Origin of the sequence: Rhodanobacter sp. Root179 (assembly GCF_001428465.1) — a bacterium.
In the GTDB taxonomy this organism is placed as follows: Bacteria; Pseudomonadota; Gammaproteobacteria; order Xanthomonadales; family Rhodanobacteraceae; genus Rhodanobacter.
In genome coordinates, this window is the sequence record NZ_LMHR01000086.1 from 22193 (window position 1) to 39017 (window position 16825).

The following is a 16825-nucleotide window of genomic DNA, read 5'->3' on the forward strand; positions in this document are numbered from 1 at the left end:
GCCTCACACCACGCCCGACAAGGCTGCGGGCTCAACCGGCAAGCCTGGGAAAACCTTCTTCACGATGGACGACTTCGGGAACAGGACTACCCACGCGGTGATCACGATGCACATCACGTAGGTGCGCAAACCCTGGTTCGCGACGTACCACTCTTCCAATGCACCCTTGTACGGCATGATCACGTCGTCGTAGAACTTCTCCGGCTCCACGCTGGCGTGCATCAATTCCTCTTCGTCGCGGAACACGATCGAGCCGATGCCGGACAATCCCGGACGCACCTTGATGATCTGAACCTGCGACGTGGTCGGAAAAGCGTCGAAGCAACGCTGGGTCTGCGGCCGCGGCCCGACCAGGCTCATGTCGCCGAGCAGGATGTTGAGCAGCTGCGGCAGTTCGTTGATCTTGGTCTTGCGCAGGAAACCGCCCAGCGGCAGCACCCGCGGGTCGTTCTTCACCGTGACGGTACCAGTGCCCAGGTTCGGGCTGTTCTTCAGCATGGTGGCAAACTTGTACAGGCCGAACGGCTTGCCGCCACGACCGATCCGCTGCTGCACGTAGAAAATCTCGCCTTCGCCGCTGAAACGCAGGGCAATGGCGATCGGAACCAGCAAGGGCGAAAGCACAAGCAGGGCCAGCCCCGACAACAGAATATCGAACAATCGCTGCATGCCTTACATCCTTCCGTCGAGATACTTGCCGGTTTCCTTGTGGGCAAAGTCCGGAATCATGTGATTGAACAGGTCGACAATCGGCGCCTTCTCCCAGCTCGGCTGCTGCCGGATCGCGTCCAGCGTGGCCAGGAAATGATCAAGCCTCGCCTGATCATAAGCAGGCGCATTCTTGATCACGCCGAGATTTTCAAACCGCTGCATGTCAAGCATTTCGCGGTCGGTGAAGAACTCCTCGAAATCCTTCTCGCCGGTGGTGTCGCTGGGGAAGAAATAGCACGGCCATTTCTTCTGTGCGATCAATTCGGCGGCGCGATCACGGGCCTCGTCCTCGCTGGCGCACTCGTGGGCTTCGAAGCCCAGTGCAGCCAGGTAACGCACCGCGATATCCGAGAAGCGGGTGAGGTCCAGCGCCTCGCTCAACTTCGGGAAGAAGATGTCGCGGTTGTCGCCCAGCAGGCACGACATCAGGCACAGCTCGCCTGATTCCTGCGGGGTGACAAAGTAGCGGCGCACATCGTTCGGCGCGGAGATCGGCTGGCGCTTGGCAAAGCGCTGGTTGAAGCCGTGCAGCAGCGAGCCATCGGAGAACGCCACGTTGGCGAAGCGCGCCGTCGAAATCGGCAGCTGTTCGCTGGCACGCATCAGGAACATTTCCATGATCCGCTTGCTGGCGCCCATCATGTTGACCGGGTTGGCCGCCTTGTCGGTGGAGACGCAGAAGTACTTCTTGGCCCCACCGGCCTTCGCCAGCTCGATCGTCTTGATGGTGTTGAGCACGTTCACCTCGATCAGCCGCATCAGGGTGAAGGGGTCCTTCTCGCTGCGCACATGCTTCAGCGCCGACAGGTTGAGCACGTAGTCGTAGCCGTCGCCGGCGTTCATCAGCGCCTCGAATTCGCGGCTGCCGCAGTCGATCGCAAAGGTGCGAAAGTCGCCGTCGATGTAGCCCAGCGTGCTGCGGATATCGCGCACCAGTTCAACCATGTTGTTCTCGCTGATATCCACCACGTGCAGCACTTTCGGATGCCGTTTGAAGATCTCGCGTGTCACCGCCTGGCCGATCGAGCCGGCACCACCGATCACCAGGAAGCGGCTGGATGCCACCTTGGAAGAAAGCTCCGCTTCGTGCGCCTGCACGTCCGTATCAAACAATGGCCGCTTGCGACCGACGAGTTCAAGAATATTCATGGCATCAGCTGGTTTGGAAAAAGGGTCTCGGGCAACAGGCACGGGGCCATGCCGTTGTGTCGTATACCGGATTCGTGCTGCCTGTGGCAGGGCTCATGGCGCGGCATTGGCCTGCTCCTCGATGCGCGCGCATATCGCCAGCACCTCATCGAATGACGGCTGCCAGCTGCCCAGGAAGCCACCAGAGCGCATGGCATCGTAGTCCATGTGCAGACGCGCCGCCGCCGCAGCATCGGGTACCAGCTGCAGGTGGCCGGTGACCGCCTGATGATAATCAATGACCGACGTATCGTCGGCCTTCGCACGAAAGAACATCTGCTTGTGCGCGGCCACGGTAGCCGCCAGATGGGTGTCAGCCAATGCCGACGCGACGATGCCCCCACGTTCCATGCAGGCCAGGTCGAACCAGTGCCGCGCAAAGCGCTCCGCGGGCAACACCTGCTGCAGGCAATAGACGTGGGCGGCGGTCGCCTTCTCCCAGAAGGTACGTGCGGCCTGCATCACCTGCACCTGCGGCGCATGCGGCAAGAGCGCTGCCAGCGCCGGCACCGCAGCGGCGTCGCAGATGACGGCTGCCAGCTGTGTGGGCGCGCCAGTCGCGCGTCCACCAAACTCCAGCTTGATCTCGGGGCTCATATACAAGCCGTCATGCGCGAACGTCGCCGGGTAGGTCACGAACAACACATCGGCCGCGCAGCGTACGCCGGCCCCGACGGCTTGTGTCGCCTCAGCCAGCGCGGGCTGCACCTGCTGCTCCACCCATTGCGCCAGTGCATCGCGCGCCTGCCGGCTCCAGCGATCCGCCTGAGCGCGGCTGACCGGCAACGGATCAGCCCCCTGGTCGGCCAGGTCAGGCAACAGCTCACGGATGTCGTAGGTCAGGTCGATGTCTTCGGAAAAGCGATCGATCAAGCCGAACACCTTGGACAGTGAGGTGCCGCCCTTGAACACGAGGTGCTCGCGCCAGGGGCTGGCATACAGCCAGCGCAACAACCAGACCACCCAGATATCTTTTTCCAGCAGCGCGGGATCGCGGCCTAACTGGCCCGCCGCAGTCAGCAGCAACTGCCGCCGATTCTCGTTGTCGAGGTCAAAATACGATTCAGGCACGCCCAACCGCCCGGCTCACTTGATCCGACAACCAACCCGGCATCAATGGCCGGGCGCCCAGCAGTTCCTGCTTTTCGACAGCGCTGAGAGTGCCCGCCATGCGTACGACGGCTTCGCCGGCATGTTCGCGGCCCAGCCATTCCAGCGCACGCACGATCTCGCCGGCACGCGATCGCCCCAGCGCAAGCGTGCGCGGTGGCGCATGGCGCAACTCCACCTTCAGCTTGCCCACCTTCAACTGGCGACTGCGCCCGCTGGTAAGAAAGATCGACTGCACCGGCACCTGCGTGGTCAGCCCCAGCCGGTTGGCGGACAAGCCGCCATGCGGCAGCACGGTCTCGCCAAACTGGCGCGCCCAATCCTCCACCACCTTGATTGGCTCCGGCGGGTGCGAACCAAACCGGCCAGATACCGGAGCCACATACGCGCCGCGCCCGACCCGCAACAGCGACCCGGCACGCGTCAGCCGTCCCAGCGCCTGATCCACCGCAGCACGATTTCCGAGATGCAGCAATGCCTTCGCCGTCAGCACAGCCCCTTCGGGCAGGCTGGCGGCATGGGCCTGGATGATGTCGGGCAAGGAAGTCATGTCAGAAATACTACCATGGTTTCTGACAGATCCCGCCATGCAAGCGTCCCCGCGTTCAGCCAGGACGCATACATCAACGCTCCGCTTGGGGGCACAGCTCGATGTGCTGGCTCAGCTCCGACGAAACCGAATGCCGCCAGTTCGCCACGTGATGCCAAGCCCCTCATCCCGCCCCTTGATCTCCCGCCATCGCCCCGTCCGGCACGCTGGAAGGCAGATTGACCACGCGATCCTCCAGCCAGCGCGAATTTTCCAGCCCGTCGTGCTGGCAATCCTTGTACATCTCCAGTCGCGTCATCAAACGCCACACCGGGCGAGTCATCACACCACGATTGTTGGTGTATTCGAGGAAGGCATCGCGCTGCTCCAGCGAATCCAGCACGATCGCGTTGAGCCAGTAATTGGCCACCGTGCCTTCGCGAGCCTGTGCCAACGCGATCCCCTGCGCAGCACAGAAATCCGCGTAGCGACGGGCCACGTCCGCCTTGATCGCCAGGAACTTCGGCAACTCCTCCATCTGCGCGCAGCCCAGCGCCGCATTGAGGTTCGGCATCCGGTAGTTGTAACCGGTCATGTCATGCACGAACTCATACGGGTGCGGAATCTTCGCCGTGGTGGTGAGGTGCTTGGCCTTGATCGCCAGCTCCTCGTCATCGGTGATGATCATGCCGCCGCCACCGGTGGTGATCACTTTGTTGCCGTTGAAGCTCAACGTGGCCAGCTTGCCGAACGTGCCGGTATGCCGGCTACCCACATAGCTGCCCAGCGACTCGGCGGCATCCTCGATCACCGGAATGCCGTACTCGTCGCACAGCGCCACAATTTCCTCGATGCGGCAGGGCAAGCCGAATGTATGCATCGGCGCACACGCGGCAATACGCCGACCCGTCGCCTTGTTGAAGGCTTGGCCGCCGCGGCGCTCCACCTTGTCCGTGAGGAAGCGCCGCAGCGCATCCGCACTCATGCCCATGGTGTCGCGATCCACGTCCACGAACACCGCATGTGCGCCGGCGTAGCTCAGCGCATTGCAGGTGGCGATGAAGGTGAGCGCCTGGGAGATCACCTCGTCACCGGGCGACACGCCGGCCAGCTGCAGCGCCGCATGCAACGCCGCCGTGCCGTTGACGGTGGCGATGGCGTACTTGGCGCCCGTGAATGCGGCGATCTGCTGCTCGAACTCGGTGACGCGCGCGCCCACCGACGACACGAAGTTGGAGTCGATGCAGTCGATCAGGTACTGTTTTTCGTTGCCCGAGAACACGGGGCGGTGCAACGTGACAAAGCCATCGCCATAGATCGATCGGGCGAAATCGACTACAGCTGCAAATTTGGCCTCATTCATTTCGCATCATCCTTTGCCAGTTCCAGCCAATCGACGAAACGCTCACTGAGCTGCGCCCTGTCAAAATCACTTCGGGCCAACGCAAGGCTACGCTGCCCCATTGCCTTCAACGCCACCTTATCGGCTGCGGCAACTTCGAGCGCATTGGCAAACGCCACTGGATCATCCGGCGGCACTGCAAAACCGCAACCGTGGCGCTCGATCAGCTCAGCCAGCCAGCCAGGGTAGTTATTCAGCACCGGCAGGCCCGAGGCGAGATAGTCGAAGAACTTGTTCGGCGACGTGCCGTAATAGAACGCGGGCACGTTGGCGAGTATTTGCATGCCAACGTCCGTCGCGGCCATGAGCCCGGCCAGCCGCGCCTTGTTTACCGGAGGATGAAACACGACATTGTCCAAGTTCTCAGCGACTGCCCGCGCCTGCAACGCGGGTTTAAGAGCGCCCTGCCCAATCAACAGTAACTTGATGTCCGCCCTGCCACGCCGTTTCAGCTCAACTGCAGCGTTCAGGACAGCGTCCAGCCCATTGGCCTTGCCTTGCGTACCGGCGAACACCGCCATCAAGTCATCCATAGCGATCCCTTCGGGTCGCCATGCCTCAACGGTGCTGCCAAAAATTCCGAGGTCGCAACCGTTCGGCACCAGGGCGATGCGGTTGCGATCGACGCCGCGTTTAGCGATGCCGTCAACGATACCTGGCGAGAGTCCGATGCATCGTGTTGCCGAACGGTAAGACAGCCACTCAAGCACAGACATTGCCCACAGCACGAGCGGATTGGTGATAACGCCCATCGCCTTCGGCAGTTCCGGCCAGAGATCGCGAACCTCGAACACAAAGGGCTTGCGTCGCAACCAGCGCGCGAAGATGCCTGGAATGCCGGCGGTCAGCGGCGTCGTGGTGGCAAACAGCACGTCATAGGGTTCGGTAAAGGCGAGCGCGACACTGCGCCAGGCGAAGCGCAGAAACGTCATCGCGCGCTTCGCAAAACCATCGCTGTTCGAGTAGGCAAGGTTCATCTCGATGATGTCGATGCCATCGACCATTCCACGGCGCCGGCCATTCACGAACTCGCCGGAGAGGCCGGTTTCCCCGCCACCGTAGCTGCCGCATACCATCGTGACGGCGTGACCTCGCGCAACGAGCCGCCGGGCCATCTCATACGAGCGGATGCCGGCCGATCCTTTGGGTGTCGAAAAATGCTGATGGAAATAGAGAACTTTCATTTACACCCAAGTGTAGGAAGAGATCAGTGTGCCGGGCTGGTCTATTTCGACCTCCAGTACCGGCACTGACGTTTTTTCAAGGTAATAGCGCGATTCCCAACCTTCGACCAAGGCGATGCGACGAATGGCGACATCCGTAGCAATGGCCAATACATGCTCACCGCACTGGACCTGCAGACCCGATAGCTTCCAATCACCCGGCTTCAAGCGCCAGCGCAGTACAGCCTTTTCGCGGAAGCCCGACACCTGGTCCTCGACCTGCACAACGTGGTTGCCCAGAGACAACGTGCGACGATGGGAAGCGCCCTGTCCATCACGATACATCGCCGAGAAACGTTCCTCGCCAGCATCCGCCGTCGGCCCCTGGACAGCTTCGGCTTTCAACCAGTCGCCAAACAGAAAACGTCCCAAGCGAGGCATCTGGTCGCGATCATCGAACTGCACGGTATTGTGACCTTCGGTGCCACCGAAATAATCGAGCCACTTCGCATCGACGTTGTAGCCATAGGTCCCGGCATCCCGCAATACATTTTCACCCGCGAGCCACAAGTCCACATGCATCGCATCCGCCTGGCTGGGGCGAAAGCGAAACCGGGGAAACCGCATCACGGCAACCGCCTCGCCACGACGGAGAATCCCGTAGCCGCCGTCATCGAATCGCACCGAGGTTGGAGGTGCCGCGTCAGCAGTGGGCACGGCAATGTCAAGCCAATGCAGGACATCATCCATCCGAGGGTAGACGCTGCGCCCACTGAACAAGGCGGCGGCCAACTGGACTGAAGGACGAAAGTCCCGATACCCCGTCTGAGTCAGGGGGAGCAGCCGGGCACCGTCATTGGCTCCAAGGTTGGGTGCGTCACCACTGCCTACATCGGTCATGGCTTGCAGCCATGACGTGGCTGCGCTGGCGCGCTTCTGGAATCGCGCGCTGAACGACGCGTCGCCAAACTTGCGTCTCCAGACCTCTGCCATGGACAACGTATCCAGCGCCACTCGGTGATACGTCATCGAATATTGACTGAAGCTGCCATCGGCAGCGATCAATCGCCCCACCCTGTTTTCAAGCCACTTCCTGCCCAATCTTGCCCAATGCTTACCCGTCTGGTCGCCAGACGCGGCCAGCCAGGTTCCCCCGATATACAGCGCCGCGGCCTCAGACGTGCCGTGATTATTGTCTTGCGCCACTGCATAGCCGATCGTGGGCTCAACCCGCTGCAAGTGCACCTTGATCAGATCCAGAAGCGAGGTAGCTGGTGATCTTTCACACTTGAGAATCAATGCGGCCATGGCCAGATGCATGACACGTATCGACGTCTCCTGGCCACACTTCCAGTTAGGTCCGTCATAGGCCGGATTGTTGATGCACCAGTCCGACAACCAACGATTCAATCGGTCGAGCGAAGCCAGCTCACCGAGGGACGCCCGCTGGGCATGGGCAAGTACCCAATCGAATCGGGACGACTCCCAAATCGCCTTGATATCGCCTACGACGGGATCAAAGTCGGCAATCTGCCACCATGGACGCTGTGGATTCTGTACCCGCTGCCCGGTGAGTGGATTCGCATGCCAGTCCGGTGCCTGCTCGCTCACGCTGACTGGCCACCGACCAAAATAATCCGCGGCCGACCACCAACGATCTGGCGCTACAACCTCTGACCTCACACCAGATGGCATCTGGAGATAAGGTCCATCGGGCAACCTGGCGCTCAATCGACGGACCGGATTCCAACCCAGGCGCACCCCCAAGCGAAAATTCGCTACCCGAATCAGATTCGGCAATCCCAGCGAAAGTGCCGTCCTTGCCTTGGTCACCAAAGCGCTCATTGTTGCCTGAGGATCTCGGCCGCCTCGATGGTGACGCGCGCCACCTCGAATACCTCATCAGCGGGAATTGGCGTGTCTGCACCGGACTCCACCGCCTGGAGGAAGGCTGCGGCGCAAGCCTGCTGCCCCTTGTCCTGCCGCCAAAGGTTCATGCGACTGAAACCCGGCCAACCGAACCCCCTCAACTTGCGGAAATTGTCCAATTGCAGAACGCGGCCGGAGGCAAATACCTCGATCCGCTCTTTCGGAAAACTCGCCGCACCATTAGCGAGGTAATGGATGGCGCCGAACGACCCATCCGCAAATCCAAGTGTGATGACGGCCTTGTCCTCCGTCACGGAGACACCCGCGGTACCACCCATCTGACGAGCTTGCACCGATGTGATCTCGCAGCCGGCCAGAAAGCGCATCAGATCAATGAAATGGCAGGCCTCCCCAATGATCCTTCCACCGCCAACAGCAGGGTCTTGAGTCCAGTGATCTGCAGGGATTGCGCCGGCATTCATGGTCATGATGAAGGATTTTGGCTCACGCATCGGCGCAAGCAAGGATTTCATCTTCTGCACCTGAGGGGAAAAGCGGCGGTTGTAGCCAACCATCAGATGTTGGGCCGTTCCTCTCGCTTGAGACTGCTCGTAAGCAACCTTTACCTGTTCAAGTTGATCACGAGTGATCGCCAAGGGCTTCTCGACAAACACGTGCTTGCCGGCCGCCAGCGCCTGCCGTACGAAACGCGCATGTGAGTCGTGCCGGGTAACAACCGCCACTGTATTGATCCCAGGGTCGGCAAGCATCGCATCCACGTCTGTGGAGGCAGTCGCGAAGCCCGCTTTCTGCCCATGAATAACCGCATTTACACCGCCAGCTGTGCAAATAGTGCCTAGCTGGGCGCCAGCTGCCTTGAACGCAGGGATTAGGATGCGTGATGCGTAGTTTCCGGCGCCGACGAAGCCCACGACTGGGCGAGCGGCATCAAATGCGACTGGCGTGGATGCCAGCGTAACTTGTCGCTGCATTCGACTCGTGAGCACTGAATCGTACTTGAGCAAAATACCCAATGCCGACTTGTCACTGCTCAATAGGTCGTAGGCGTTTGGCGCATCCTCGAAAGCGAACCGATGCGTGATCAGCGGGCGAACGTCCAATTGACCTGATGCCATCAGGTCCAACACCGCCTCGAAGTTGCGCTGCTCGGTCCAGCGTACTAGTCCAAACGGATAGTCCTGCCCTTTCTCTTCGTAGGAAGGGTCGTATCGGCCGGGACCGTACGAACAAGATACCTGGAAGGTAAGCTCTTTTTCGTAAAACTCCGTGCGGTTCAACTCCAGCCCGGTTACGCCTACCAGGACTATGCGACCGCGCTTGCGGCACATGCGGGCTGCTTGAGATACAGGATCAGAAGACTTTGTTGATGCCGTGATGATCACGCCATCAACGCCGCGCCCTTGACTGAACGCCATTCCAGCAGCCACAGGATCCTCTCCAGCGGCGGGGTTGCAAGTCTGCGCGCCAAACTGGCGCGCAAGAACCAACTTGCTCTCGTCAAAATCGATGGCAAGCACCCGACAGCCCTGCGCTCGCAACAATTGAACTGTCAGCAGACCAATCAGGCCGACCCCGATCACTACGATGCCTTCCCCCAACGTGGGTTGCAGAAGGCGGATACCCTGCAGGCCAATACTTGCCACGACCGTAAACGCGGCGCTCTCATCGTCAACCACGTCGGGAACTTTCGCGCAGAGATTCTTACCAACACGAACTACATCGGCATGTGGTCCGTTGGAGACAACGCGATCACCTACCTTGACTCCGTCCACACCCCGACCCAATTCAGCAACCACGCCCACGTTGCAGTACCCGAGCGCCAAGGGCTGCGCCAGTTTAGAGCGCACTGCGTCAATCGTGGTAGCGATCCCATCTGTCCGGACTTTGTCCAAGACCATCCTTACTTTTTCGGGCTGCTGGCGGGCTTTCTGCAAATAACTGGCACGTCCAAAATCCACCAGCATTCGCTCCGTGCCAGACGAAATTAAAGATACTGTGGCTCCAACCAATAGCTGCCCTACTGAAGCCTCAGGAGAAGGAGCTTCGACCAACAGCGTTCCGCCGCTCGCCATGTTTTGCAGAACCTGCCTCATATTGCCGTTACCCCTCTCTCATTCTTATAAGTCAACTTAACCATTACTAGCATTAAAACAACGGCAAACAATCCATTATTTATGAGTTGAACAGGACCGCCAGCGACCCAAATGGAGAAATACAAAAATATCGCTGAGTAGCATAAAAGCCGGAAAAGCGTCTTCGGACCCTTAAGGAGAGTCAAATAAGAAAGCTGAAATACGCTCCCGAAGAGCGCACCAAAAAATATAACCCCAGGCATACCGAAGTTATAATATACTGACCCCCAAATGCTTAATGGAGACGTTCCCCTATAAGATCCAAAAAGGATATAGAAAATTTTATTAGATATATCGTCCCCTCTCAAACCCGGTAGAAGACCAGCAAAATCCTGAAGCCACGGTGCGCCGTAGCGAACTCCTTCAACTTCGTAGACATACCTAAAACCAACAACCGCGCTATATTGATTAGACTCGAATACTCGATGGAGTACTTCCCCAAAGCCTCCAACAACCCCCGAACCGCTTGACCGACCTAACTGAAGTGAGATGTATGAAAAAAGAAATAGAACAATTGCCAGCGGAACTATCAAATAACGAACAGGGATAGACCCGCCACGATACGCAATGAAACAATAAATAAACATGAGGAACGATATAACCAAGAACGTCCTCTGCCCTGTGCCGAGGAGCGCATAGAGGAGGAACGCAAGCCCAAACATAATGAACGTAACGCCGAAATTACGACCTTTTAGTTTAAAGCAGAAGTAAAAATAGAGCAGTGGCAACATTGTGTTTTTAAACTGATTGACGTATCCAGGCGCGAAATATTTGTCTCCCGAATAGGCTTCCAATCTCATATCCGTGAAATTGCTGACACCACCCGACAATGTCGAGACAAAAAGATTATAGCCGACGGCCGAATAATAGAGCAGCGTAATGAGCACGCATAACAAAAATAATATAGCAGCCCGCCGCACAACTCGGACATGTTCGTCTACAATCGGAGCACCCCAGAATCGGACATAATTCCTTCTAACTCCGAGAGTTCGCGTGACAAGCAGCGATCCTGACATGAGAAGCAAAGGCGAGATCAAAATAACTATACAATGTGAAACATCTGCCTCAATCCTTAGATCTAAAAAAAGCATTGCACCGCAACCCATAATCCAATTAAATAGCAAAAAACCAACAACTGGATTAATTGCCATTATGTTCTTGTGAGCATAGATGGCAAAAATGGTAAATACTGTGAAAAGAGTGAACGCAAAGAGGATCATTTCAAATCGGCGCCGGTATTCTTTATCAAATACTCTTTGCTGCTACCTATCACTTGGCCTGGGCTTCCTGCGTAGATGCTAAAATCAGGGACTCTCCCTCGAACTACTGTTCCAGCCGCAATAATGCAACCCTTTCCAATCTCACACCCCGGCATTAAAATTGATCCCGTGCCAATGAACGAATAGTCACCTATAGTAACCGGTTTAATTCTCCCAATAGGCTTGTCTTGATGTAGATTAAAAGCCTTTGCGACAGTATGTAGCGCCCAGTCATGCGTCAGTATCCGGATGTAACTAGAAATAGTCACCTGATTACCGATGGTTATTAGACTGTAGTCTGTACCATCAAACCATGTCTTCGAAGAAATGTAATTAGGCCGTCCCGTAAACCTCATACCCCAGCGTTCAAAAAAGTAGAGCAAAATGTTGGTGGCCCAGCGCGGCCGAAAGCTGGCCACAGCGCGGACACTCGTAAAGCAGACAATTTTTTCGAACTTCCTAGCCAACCCCATGACCCACCTCCAGCTTCCGAAATAGTTGCTTCAGCTGCGATTCGTAGTATCCGTACTTTGTCCCTAGTTCGCTGCTAGCCGCTTTGTGTCCCAAGACCAGGGACTTGTCGTGAAGAGCCATCTCAATCGCGGCAACCAGTCCATCAAGATCGTCGTACTCTACGCTGATCGCGGCTCCCCCATTGACTACGTACGCCGCTGTCGCAACCTCCTTGTTCACAATAATGCCAACACCTGTCTTGAACGCATCGCCCCATTTATTGGACTCGGCGAACCTGTTGATGACACTGTCTGGCTTGTAATAGGTGAAAACGTAGTCGGAGGCATAGTAGGTCGACAATGCCTCGGCGTTGGAAACTTCGCCTAGATAATGCACCTGGGGGCGCTTGGCCAACTCTTTGGCCTCGTCGCAATCCAACTTTCCTGCCATCAGGAAACCGACATCAGCACCTTGCAGCCTTTTTGACAGGGCCAGTGCGACGCTCATTCCCCTTCCCGAACCTAGCCATCCATTGATATTGATCATCAAAGCCGCCTTGGGCCACGTGCGTTGCTGGTAAAGCATCCGCGCTGTCTCGATTTCTACCTCACTTGGCATGTTGCGCAACAGGTAGAAGCGGGAGCTCTCGAAGTCGTAGCGTTCCACACCCGGGATTACGTGGACAGCAACACGACGTGAAGTCCACCGCTCAAGGCTCGCCACAATCCCCTTAATAACCTTCGGCAGCGGAAACAGGAGCGAGAAGCGGTCGGCATCATCAAATATGACATCGAAGCCACGCACTCTTCCTGCGAGCAAGGCAGGAAACGCACTTTCGAAACCCAACGCCCATACGAGGTCACCGCGGCGGTATTTCAGCGACCTGAAAAATATCCGAAACATCCATAAGACATACCGCGCCCTAACGCTCGCGCCACCGTAACCGCCTCCTTTCAGCACATATTCCTTCGGCACGTCGAAGTCGAGGTAGGTTTCCTTCCCTTCTCCTAACCTCCGTTCCCAACCAAGCAAAGTAATATCTAGTCCCTTGGTGGCACGAACGAACTTCGCGAGTTTGAACAAGCGTGTGCGTCTGGACAATGCCGACAAGGGAGCTATCACCCGCAGACGCTCATGCCGGCGTAGCGCGCAATTCGATGGCTTGGCTACGTTCACTTGAATCCTCTTACTCGACGCCGCTCTAAAATATAGAAAACAAGGGTCTGAAGTACGCACGCGGCCAAAGTAGCAAGAGCCAAGCCCGTTGCGCCTTTGGGGGTCCAGAAATATGCAAGGGGCACGAGCATGACGGCGAATGCAGCATTCCCATAGATGAGAGTGCGTGCATCACCTGCGGCGGTGGCACTCCGCATGTAGATCGAGGTCGCCGCAGTGGCGATACATGATATTGTCAGGATTAGCAGAGCCGGTTCTGCCAAGATATATTTTGGAATGAAAACCTTGAACATGTCTTCTCCAAATACCCATACAGCCAGGCTGAGTACTGATGTGGCAGCAACCATCACGGTAACCAGTAAGGTCGAGAGTCGACGGTAACCGACGTAATTGCGTGTCGTTAGAAATGTAGTCAGCTGCGGTAACGAGGCATTGGCGATCGTCCCGATGCCAAATAGCGAAATCGCTCGAAACTGATTGGCAAAGGAGAACAGACCTACCTGAACATTTCCCGTTGTTCGCGCAAGAAACAACAACGCGAGCCAAGAACTCGGTACCGTCAGCATGCCAGCTACTGACGTTGGAGCGCCGAAGCGCCAGGCTACCTCCCAATCCTTCCGCGTTGGAATTCGCGGATCCCACCATGAGGGAAGGTTCTTGAACGACTTGCTCAAGGCCATCTGCTGAGCACCCAGCACTACGGCCTGCGCGCAGATATAGCCTATCAAGGCATTCGTAACGCCCCCACGCCAAGAAGCGAAGACAATCACCAAAAGTGCCAGCGGCGCAGCGACGACATTGGCTATTGCCTGCCTCTTAACTTCACCCAGACCGAGCGCAATACCGTTCTGTATCGGAATGAGCGTACCCGTCAGCACAAGCAGAGCAGACATCATGTACAGGGGCGCATCCTGCGGCTGTTTGTTCACAGCCACTGCCAATGGATGGGCAAACGCAATCAAGACCACCATGAACAGGGCCGCACACGCCACGCCAGCACCGAAGGACACTGTCACAGAAACTGCAACGGCGTTTACTGATCCGCTTTTTGCCTCGGCAACAATCTTGGTTGCCATCTGCCCGAGACCCAGCGCAAAGAAGGTCGTGAAGAGCAGCGCGGTCATCTGCAGAAGACTGAATGTTCCGTAATCAACCGGACCAAGAGCCCGAGCAAAAATCAAGGCTCCGGCAAAGAGGACGCCACGGGAGGCAACGGCACTGATCGCGGTTAACGCCGCCGTGCCGGCTAGTTTCCTGATCAAGCCAGTCCCCAAGAACGCCTTTCAAGGCCACTCGAAAGATGGCAATTCATCGGAGCCATTCAGCAAGGTCCCGGCAAATGCGCTGTGCTGCAGCACCATCCCAATACTCGGGCTGCCGCGGTGACATGGCTTGCTCGGCGATATTTGTCAATGCAAGTCTTATGCGGTCCGGTTCAACCCCAACCAAGGTATTGGTTCCCTGTTCGATTGTTATCGGCCGCTCCGTGTTTTCGCGCAGAGTGAGGCAAGGCACACCAAGGGCAGTTGTCTCTTCCTGCAGACCGCCTGAATCCGTGAGCACAACCCGCGCCTCCTTCATCAATCCGAGCATTTCCAAGTAGCCGATGGGAGGCAGCGCCAGCACGCGACTATTTTCCAAGAATGGCCCGCAGCCCGCCTCGCTGATCTTGGCGCGGGTGCGCGGGTGCACCGGAAAAACGAGAGGCAGTTCCTGGCATTGCTGCTCAAGCACCGTCAGCAAGTTCACCAGCACAGTCGGATCGTCCACATTTGAAGGCCGATGCAAGGTCAGTACCGCATATCCACGATCAGCACGCAGGAAAGTATCTGCATCTTTTTCTGAACCCGCCAGCGCACATGCTTGTTCGATGGTGTGTCGTGCAGCAATCGCTCTCGGGAGGCTATGCAGTAACGTATCGATCATCACGTTACCGGCGAATACAACTCGTTCTTCCGCAATCCCCTCGGCCCGGAGATTACCGATAGCCTCGCGCTCAGTCACGTAGAGCCGGTCCGACAATTGATCGGTCAATATCCGATTAATTTCCTCAGGCATGCTGCGATCACGCGAACGTAGCCCTGCTTCGACATGCACCACCCTAATGCCTTTTTTTGCAGCGACCAAGGCGCAAGCAATGGTGGAATTCACATCGCCCACGACCAATACGCAATCTGGCTGCTCAGCGTCGACGACTGTCTCAAAGCGCTTCATGATTTCGGCGGTCTGTTGCGCATGACTGCCAGAGCCGACCTCCAGCGAAATATCCGGCGCCGGAATTTCTAGTTGCAGGAAGAACGCTTCATTCATCGCATAGTCGTAGTGCTGACCGGTATGCACCAGTTTCGCCTCGATGCCCGGAGCATCTTCGCGAAGAGCACGCATGATCGGAGCGATCTTCATGAAGTTGGGGCGCGCACCCACGATGCAGAGAAGTTTTTTCATCGGCATATCAACGCTGATCCAAAGTTAATTGATTAGGAAACGGAAATGGCTGCATCCGTTGTGCAACTCAAAGACGGCCGTCTACCTCATCCTTTGGCAGGATGCCCTTGATGTCATAGACCACAGCGCGGCCGTTCGCGAGGGCATGAACCCCGGCACTCCCGCCAGACTTGAACTCGTCATGCGCTACGGCAATGACAACCGCATCGTAGCTACCGGGCGTCGGAGCCTCTGGCAATACGTCTACTCCGTATTCAGCCTTGGCCTCTGCGGCATCCGCCCAAGGGTCGTAGATGTCGACCATTGCTCCAAAGCTCTCGAATTCACGAACCAGATCAACGACCCGCGTATTGCGTAGGTCGGGGCAGTTTTCCTTGAAGGTCAGGCCCAGCACCAGCACACGGCTGTTCTTGATCGCGTGGCCCTTGCCGATCATCAGCTTCACCACTTCGCTGGCCACGTGCTGGCCCATGCCATCGTTGATCCGGCGGCAGGCCAGCAGGATGTCGGGGTAATAGCCCACCGCCTGTGCCTTCTGGATCAGGTAATAGGGATCCACGCCGATGCAATGTCCCCCGACCAGGCCGGGACGGAATGGCAGGAAATTCCACTTGGTGCCGGCCGCTTCCAGCACGTCGGTTGTGTCGATGCCCAGGCGATGGAAGATCAATGCGAACTCGTTGATCAACGCAATATTTGCATCGCGCTGGGTGTTCTCGATCACCTTGGCTGCCTCGGCCACTTTCAGGCTGGGCGCCTTGTGCGTACCGGCGAGGATGATGGTGCGATACAGCGCATCCACGTAATCCGCCGCGGCCGGCGTGGAGCCGGAGGTGATCTTGGGGATGTTGACCAGCCGACGCTGCTTGTCGCCCGGGTTGATGCGCTCGGGGCTGTAGCCCACGGTGAAGTCCACGTTGAACTTCAGGCCGGAGACGCGCTCCAGCTCGGGCACGCAGATCTCCTCGGTGGCGCCGGGGTAAACGGTGGACTCGTAGATCACCACGTCGTCGCGCTTCAGGACCTTGCCGATCGACTCGCTGGCCTTGATCAGCGGGGTGAAGTCGGGGCGCTTGTGCTCGTCCACGGGGGTGGGCACGGAAACGATGAACACGTTGCTGTCGCGCAGTGCCTGCAGGTCGCTGGTGTAGGTCAGCCGGCGGGAGGCGGCGAGCTCCTCGGCCGAGGTTTCCTGGGTGTGGTCGATACCGGCACGCAGCTGTTCGATGCGCGCGACGTGGATATCGAAGCCCACGGTGTCGAAGTGCTTGCCGAATTCGACGGCGAGCGGAAGGCCGACGTAGCCGAGGCCGATGATGGCGATCTTCGTGTTGTCCAGTGAATGCATGGGGCTTCCGTAGGGCGAT

The 16825-nt window shown here is 57.6% G+C and carries 13 protein-coding genes; all 13 read right to left on the minus strand.

Annotation, left to right across the window (positions count from 1 at the left end):
* Positions 1–3: 3 nt before the first annotated feature.
* The 13 genes from ASD82_RS13925 to ASD82_RS13980 all read right to left on the minus strand — a co-directional run bounded on the left by ASD82_RS13925 (position 4) and on the right by ASD82_RS13980 (position 16806).
* On the minus strand, positions 4–669 hold the full coding sequence (locus ASD82_RS13925) for a sugar transferase (protein ID WP_056718423.1): 666 nt from the start codon (positions 667–669) through the stop codon (positions 4–6).
* Positions 670–672: 3 nt separating this feature from the next.
* Positions 673–1860 carry a UDP-N-acetylglucosamine 4,6-dehydratase gene (locus ASD82_RS13930; RefSeq protein WP_056718424.1) on the minus strand — a complete coding sequence of 396 codons (1188 nt, stop codon included), beginning with the start codon at positions 1858–1860 and terminating at the stop codon, positions 673–675.
* A 93-nt stretch (positions 1861–1953) separates the two neighbouring features.
* A complete protein-coding gene (locus tag ASD82_RS13935; RefSeq protein ID WP_082585369.1) occupies positions 1954–2970 on the minus strand; it encodes a nucleotidyl transferase AbiEii/AbiGii toxin family protein in 1017 nt (338 codons plus the stop codon).
* Positions 2963–3598 (minus strand): DUF6088 family protein, encoded by a 636-nt coding sequence (locus tag ASD82_RS13940; protein WP_235580724.1) that lies wholly within the window; start codon positions 3596–3598, stop codon positions 2963–2965. The genes ASD82_RS13935 and ASD82_RS13940 overlap by 8 nt, the downstream gene beginning before the upstream one ends.
* Before the next feature lie 124 nt (positions 3599–3722).
* Positions 3723–4901 carry a LegC family aminotransferase gene (locus ASD82_RS13945; RefSeq protein WP_056718427.1) on the minus strand — a complete coding sequence of 393 codons (1179 nt, stop codon included), beginning with the start codon at positions 4899–4901 and terminating at the stop codon, positions 3723–3725.
* Complete coding sequence (locus tag ASD82_RS13950; protein ID WP_056718428.1) at positions 4898–6124, minus strand: glycosyltransferase family 4 protein; 1227 nt, start codon at positions 6122–6124, stop codon at positions 4898–4900. Before ASD82_RS13950 ends, ASD82_RS13945 begins: the two co-directional genes overlap by 4 nt.
* Entirely contained in the window at positions 6125–7714 is a 1590-nt protein-coding gene (locus ASD82_RS13955; RefSeq protein WP_200950314.1) for a heparinase II/III-family protein, read from the minus strand. It abuts the gene before it with no gap.
* Positions 7715–7944: 230 nt separating this feature from the next.
* On the minus strand, positions 7945–10086 hold the full coding sequence (locus ASD82_RS13960; protein WP_056718430.1) for a bi-domain-containing oxidoreductase: 2142 nt from the start codon (positions 10084–10086) through the stop codon (positions 7945–7947).
* Entirely contained in the window at positions 10083–11345 is a 1263-nt protein-coding gene (locus ASD82_RS17445) for an O-antigen polymerase (RefSeq protein ID WP_082585362.1), read from the minus strand. The genes ASD82_RS13960 and ASD82_RS17445 overlap by 4 nt, the downstream gene beginning before the upstream one ends.
* 498 nt (positions 11346–11843) lie before the next feature.
* Entirely contained in the window at positions 11844–13013 is a 1170-nt protein-coding gene (locus ASD82_RS13965; protein WP_157599283.1) for a hypothetical protein, read from the minus strand.
* Positions 13010–14275, minus strand: a complete 1266-nt coding sequence (locus ASD82_RS13970) for an oligosaccharide flippase family protein (protein WP_162253831.1) — start codon at positions 14273–14275, stop codon at positions 13010–13012. Before ASD82_RS13970 ends, ASD82_RS13965 begins: the two co-directional genes overlap by 4 nt.
* Positions 14276–14321: 46 nt before the next feature.
* Entirely contained in the window at positions 14322–15458 is a 1137-nt protein-coding gene (gene wecB / locus ASD82_RS13975; RefSeq protein ID WP_200950316.1) for a UDP-N-acetylglucosamine 2-epimerase (non-hydrolyzing), read from the minus strand.
* Positions 15459–15525: 67 nt separating this feature from the next.
* Positions 15526–16806 carry a nucleotide sugar dehydrogenase gene (locus ASD82_RS13980; RefSeq protein ID WP_056718434.1) on the minus strand — a complete coding sequence of 427 codons (1281 nt, stop codon included), beginning with the start codon at positions 16804–16806 and terminating at the stop codon, positions 15526–15528.
* Positions 16807–16825: the final 19 nt, after the last annotated feature.

Bases quoted from the DNA above. Each gene is read 5' to 3' on its own strand.
- wecB (WP_200950316.1), bottom strand. From the start codon at position 15,458: ATGAAAAAACTTCTCTGCATCGTGGGTGCGCGCCCCAACTTCATGAAG.
- ASD82_RS13960 (WP_056718430.1), bottom strand. From the start codon at position 10,086: ATGAGGCAGGTTCTGCAAAACATGGCGAGCGGCGGAACGCTGTTGGTC.
- ASD82_RS13950 (WP_056718428.1), bottom strand. From the start codon at position 6,124: ATGAAAGTTCTCTATTTCCATCAGCATTTTTCGACACCCAAAGGATCG.
- ASD82_RS13945 (WP_056718427.1), bottom strand. From the start codon at position 4,901: ATGAATGAGGCCAAATTTGCAGCTGTAGTCGATTTCGCCCGATCGATC.
- ASD82_RS13930 (WP_056718424.1), bottom strand. From the start codon at position 1,860: ATGAATATTCTTGAACTCGTCGGTCGCAAGCGGCCATTGTTTGATACG.
- ASD82_RS13925 (WP_056718423.1), bottom strand. From the start codon at position 669: ATGCAGCGATTGTTCGATATTCTGTTGTCGGGGCTGGCCCTGCTTGTG.
- ASD82_RS13940 (WP_235580724.1), bottom strand. From the start codon at position 3,598: ATGGCGGGATCTGTCAGAAACCATGGTAGTATTTCTGACATGACTTCC.
- ASD82_RS13980 (WP_056718434.1), bottom strand. From the start codon at position 16,806: ATGCATTCACTGGACAACACGAAGATCGCCATCATCGGCCTCGGCTAC.
- ASD82_RS17445 (WP_082585362.1), bottom strand. From the start codon at position 11,345: ATGATCCTCTTTGCGTTCACTCTTTTCACAGTATTTACCATTTTTGCC.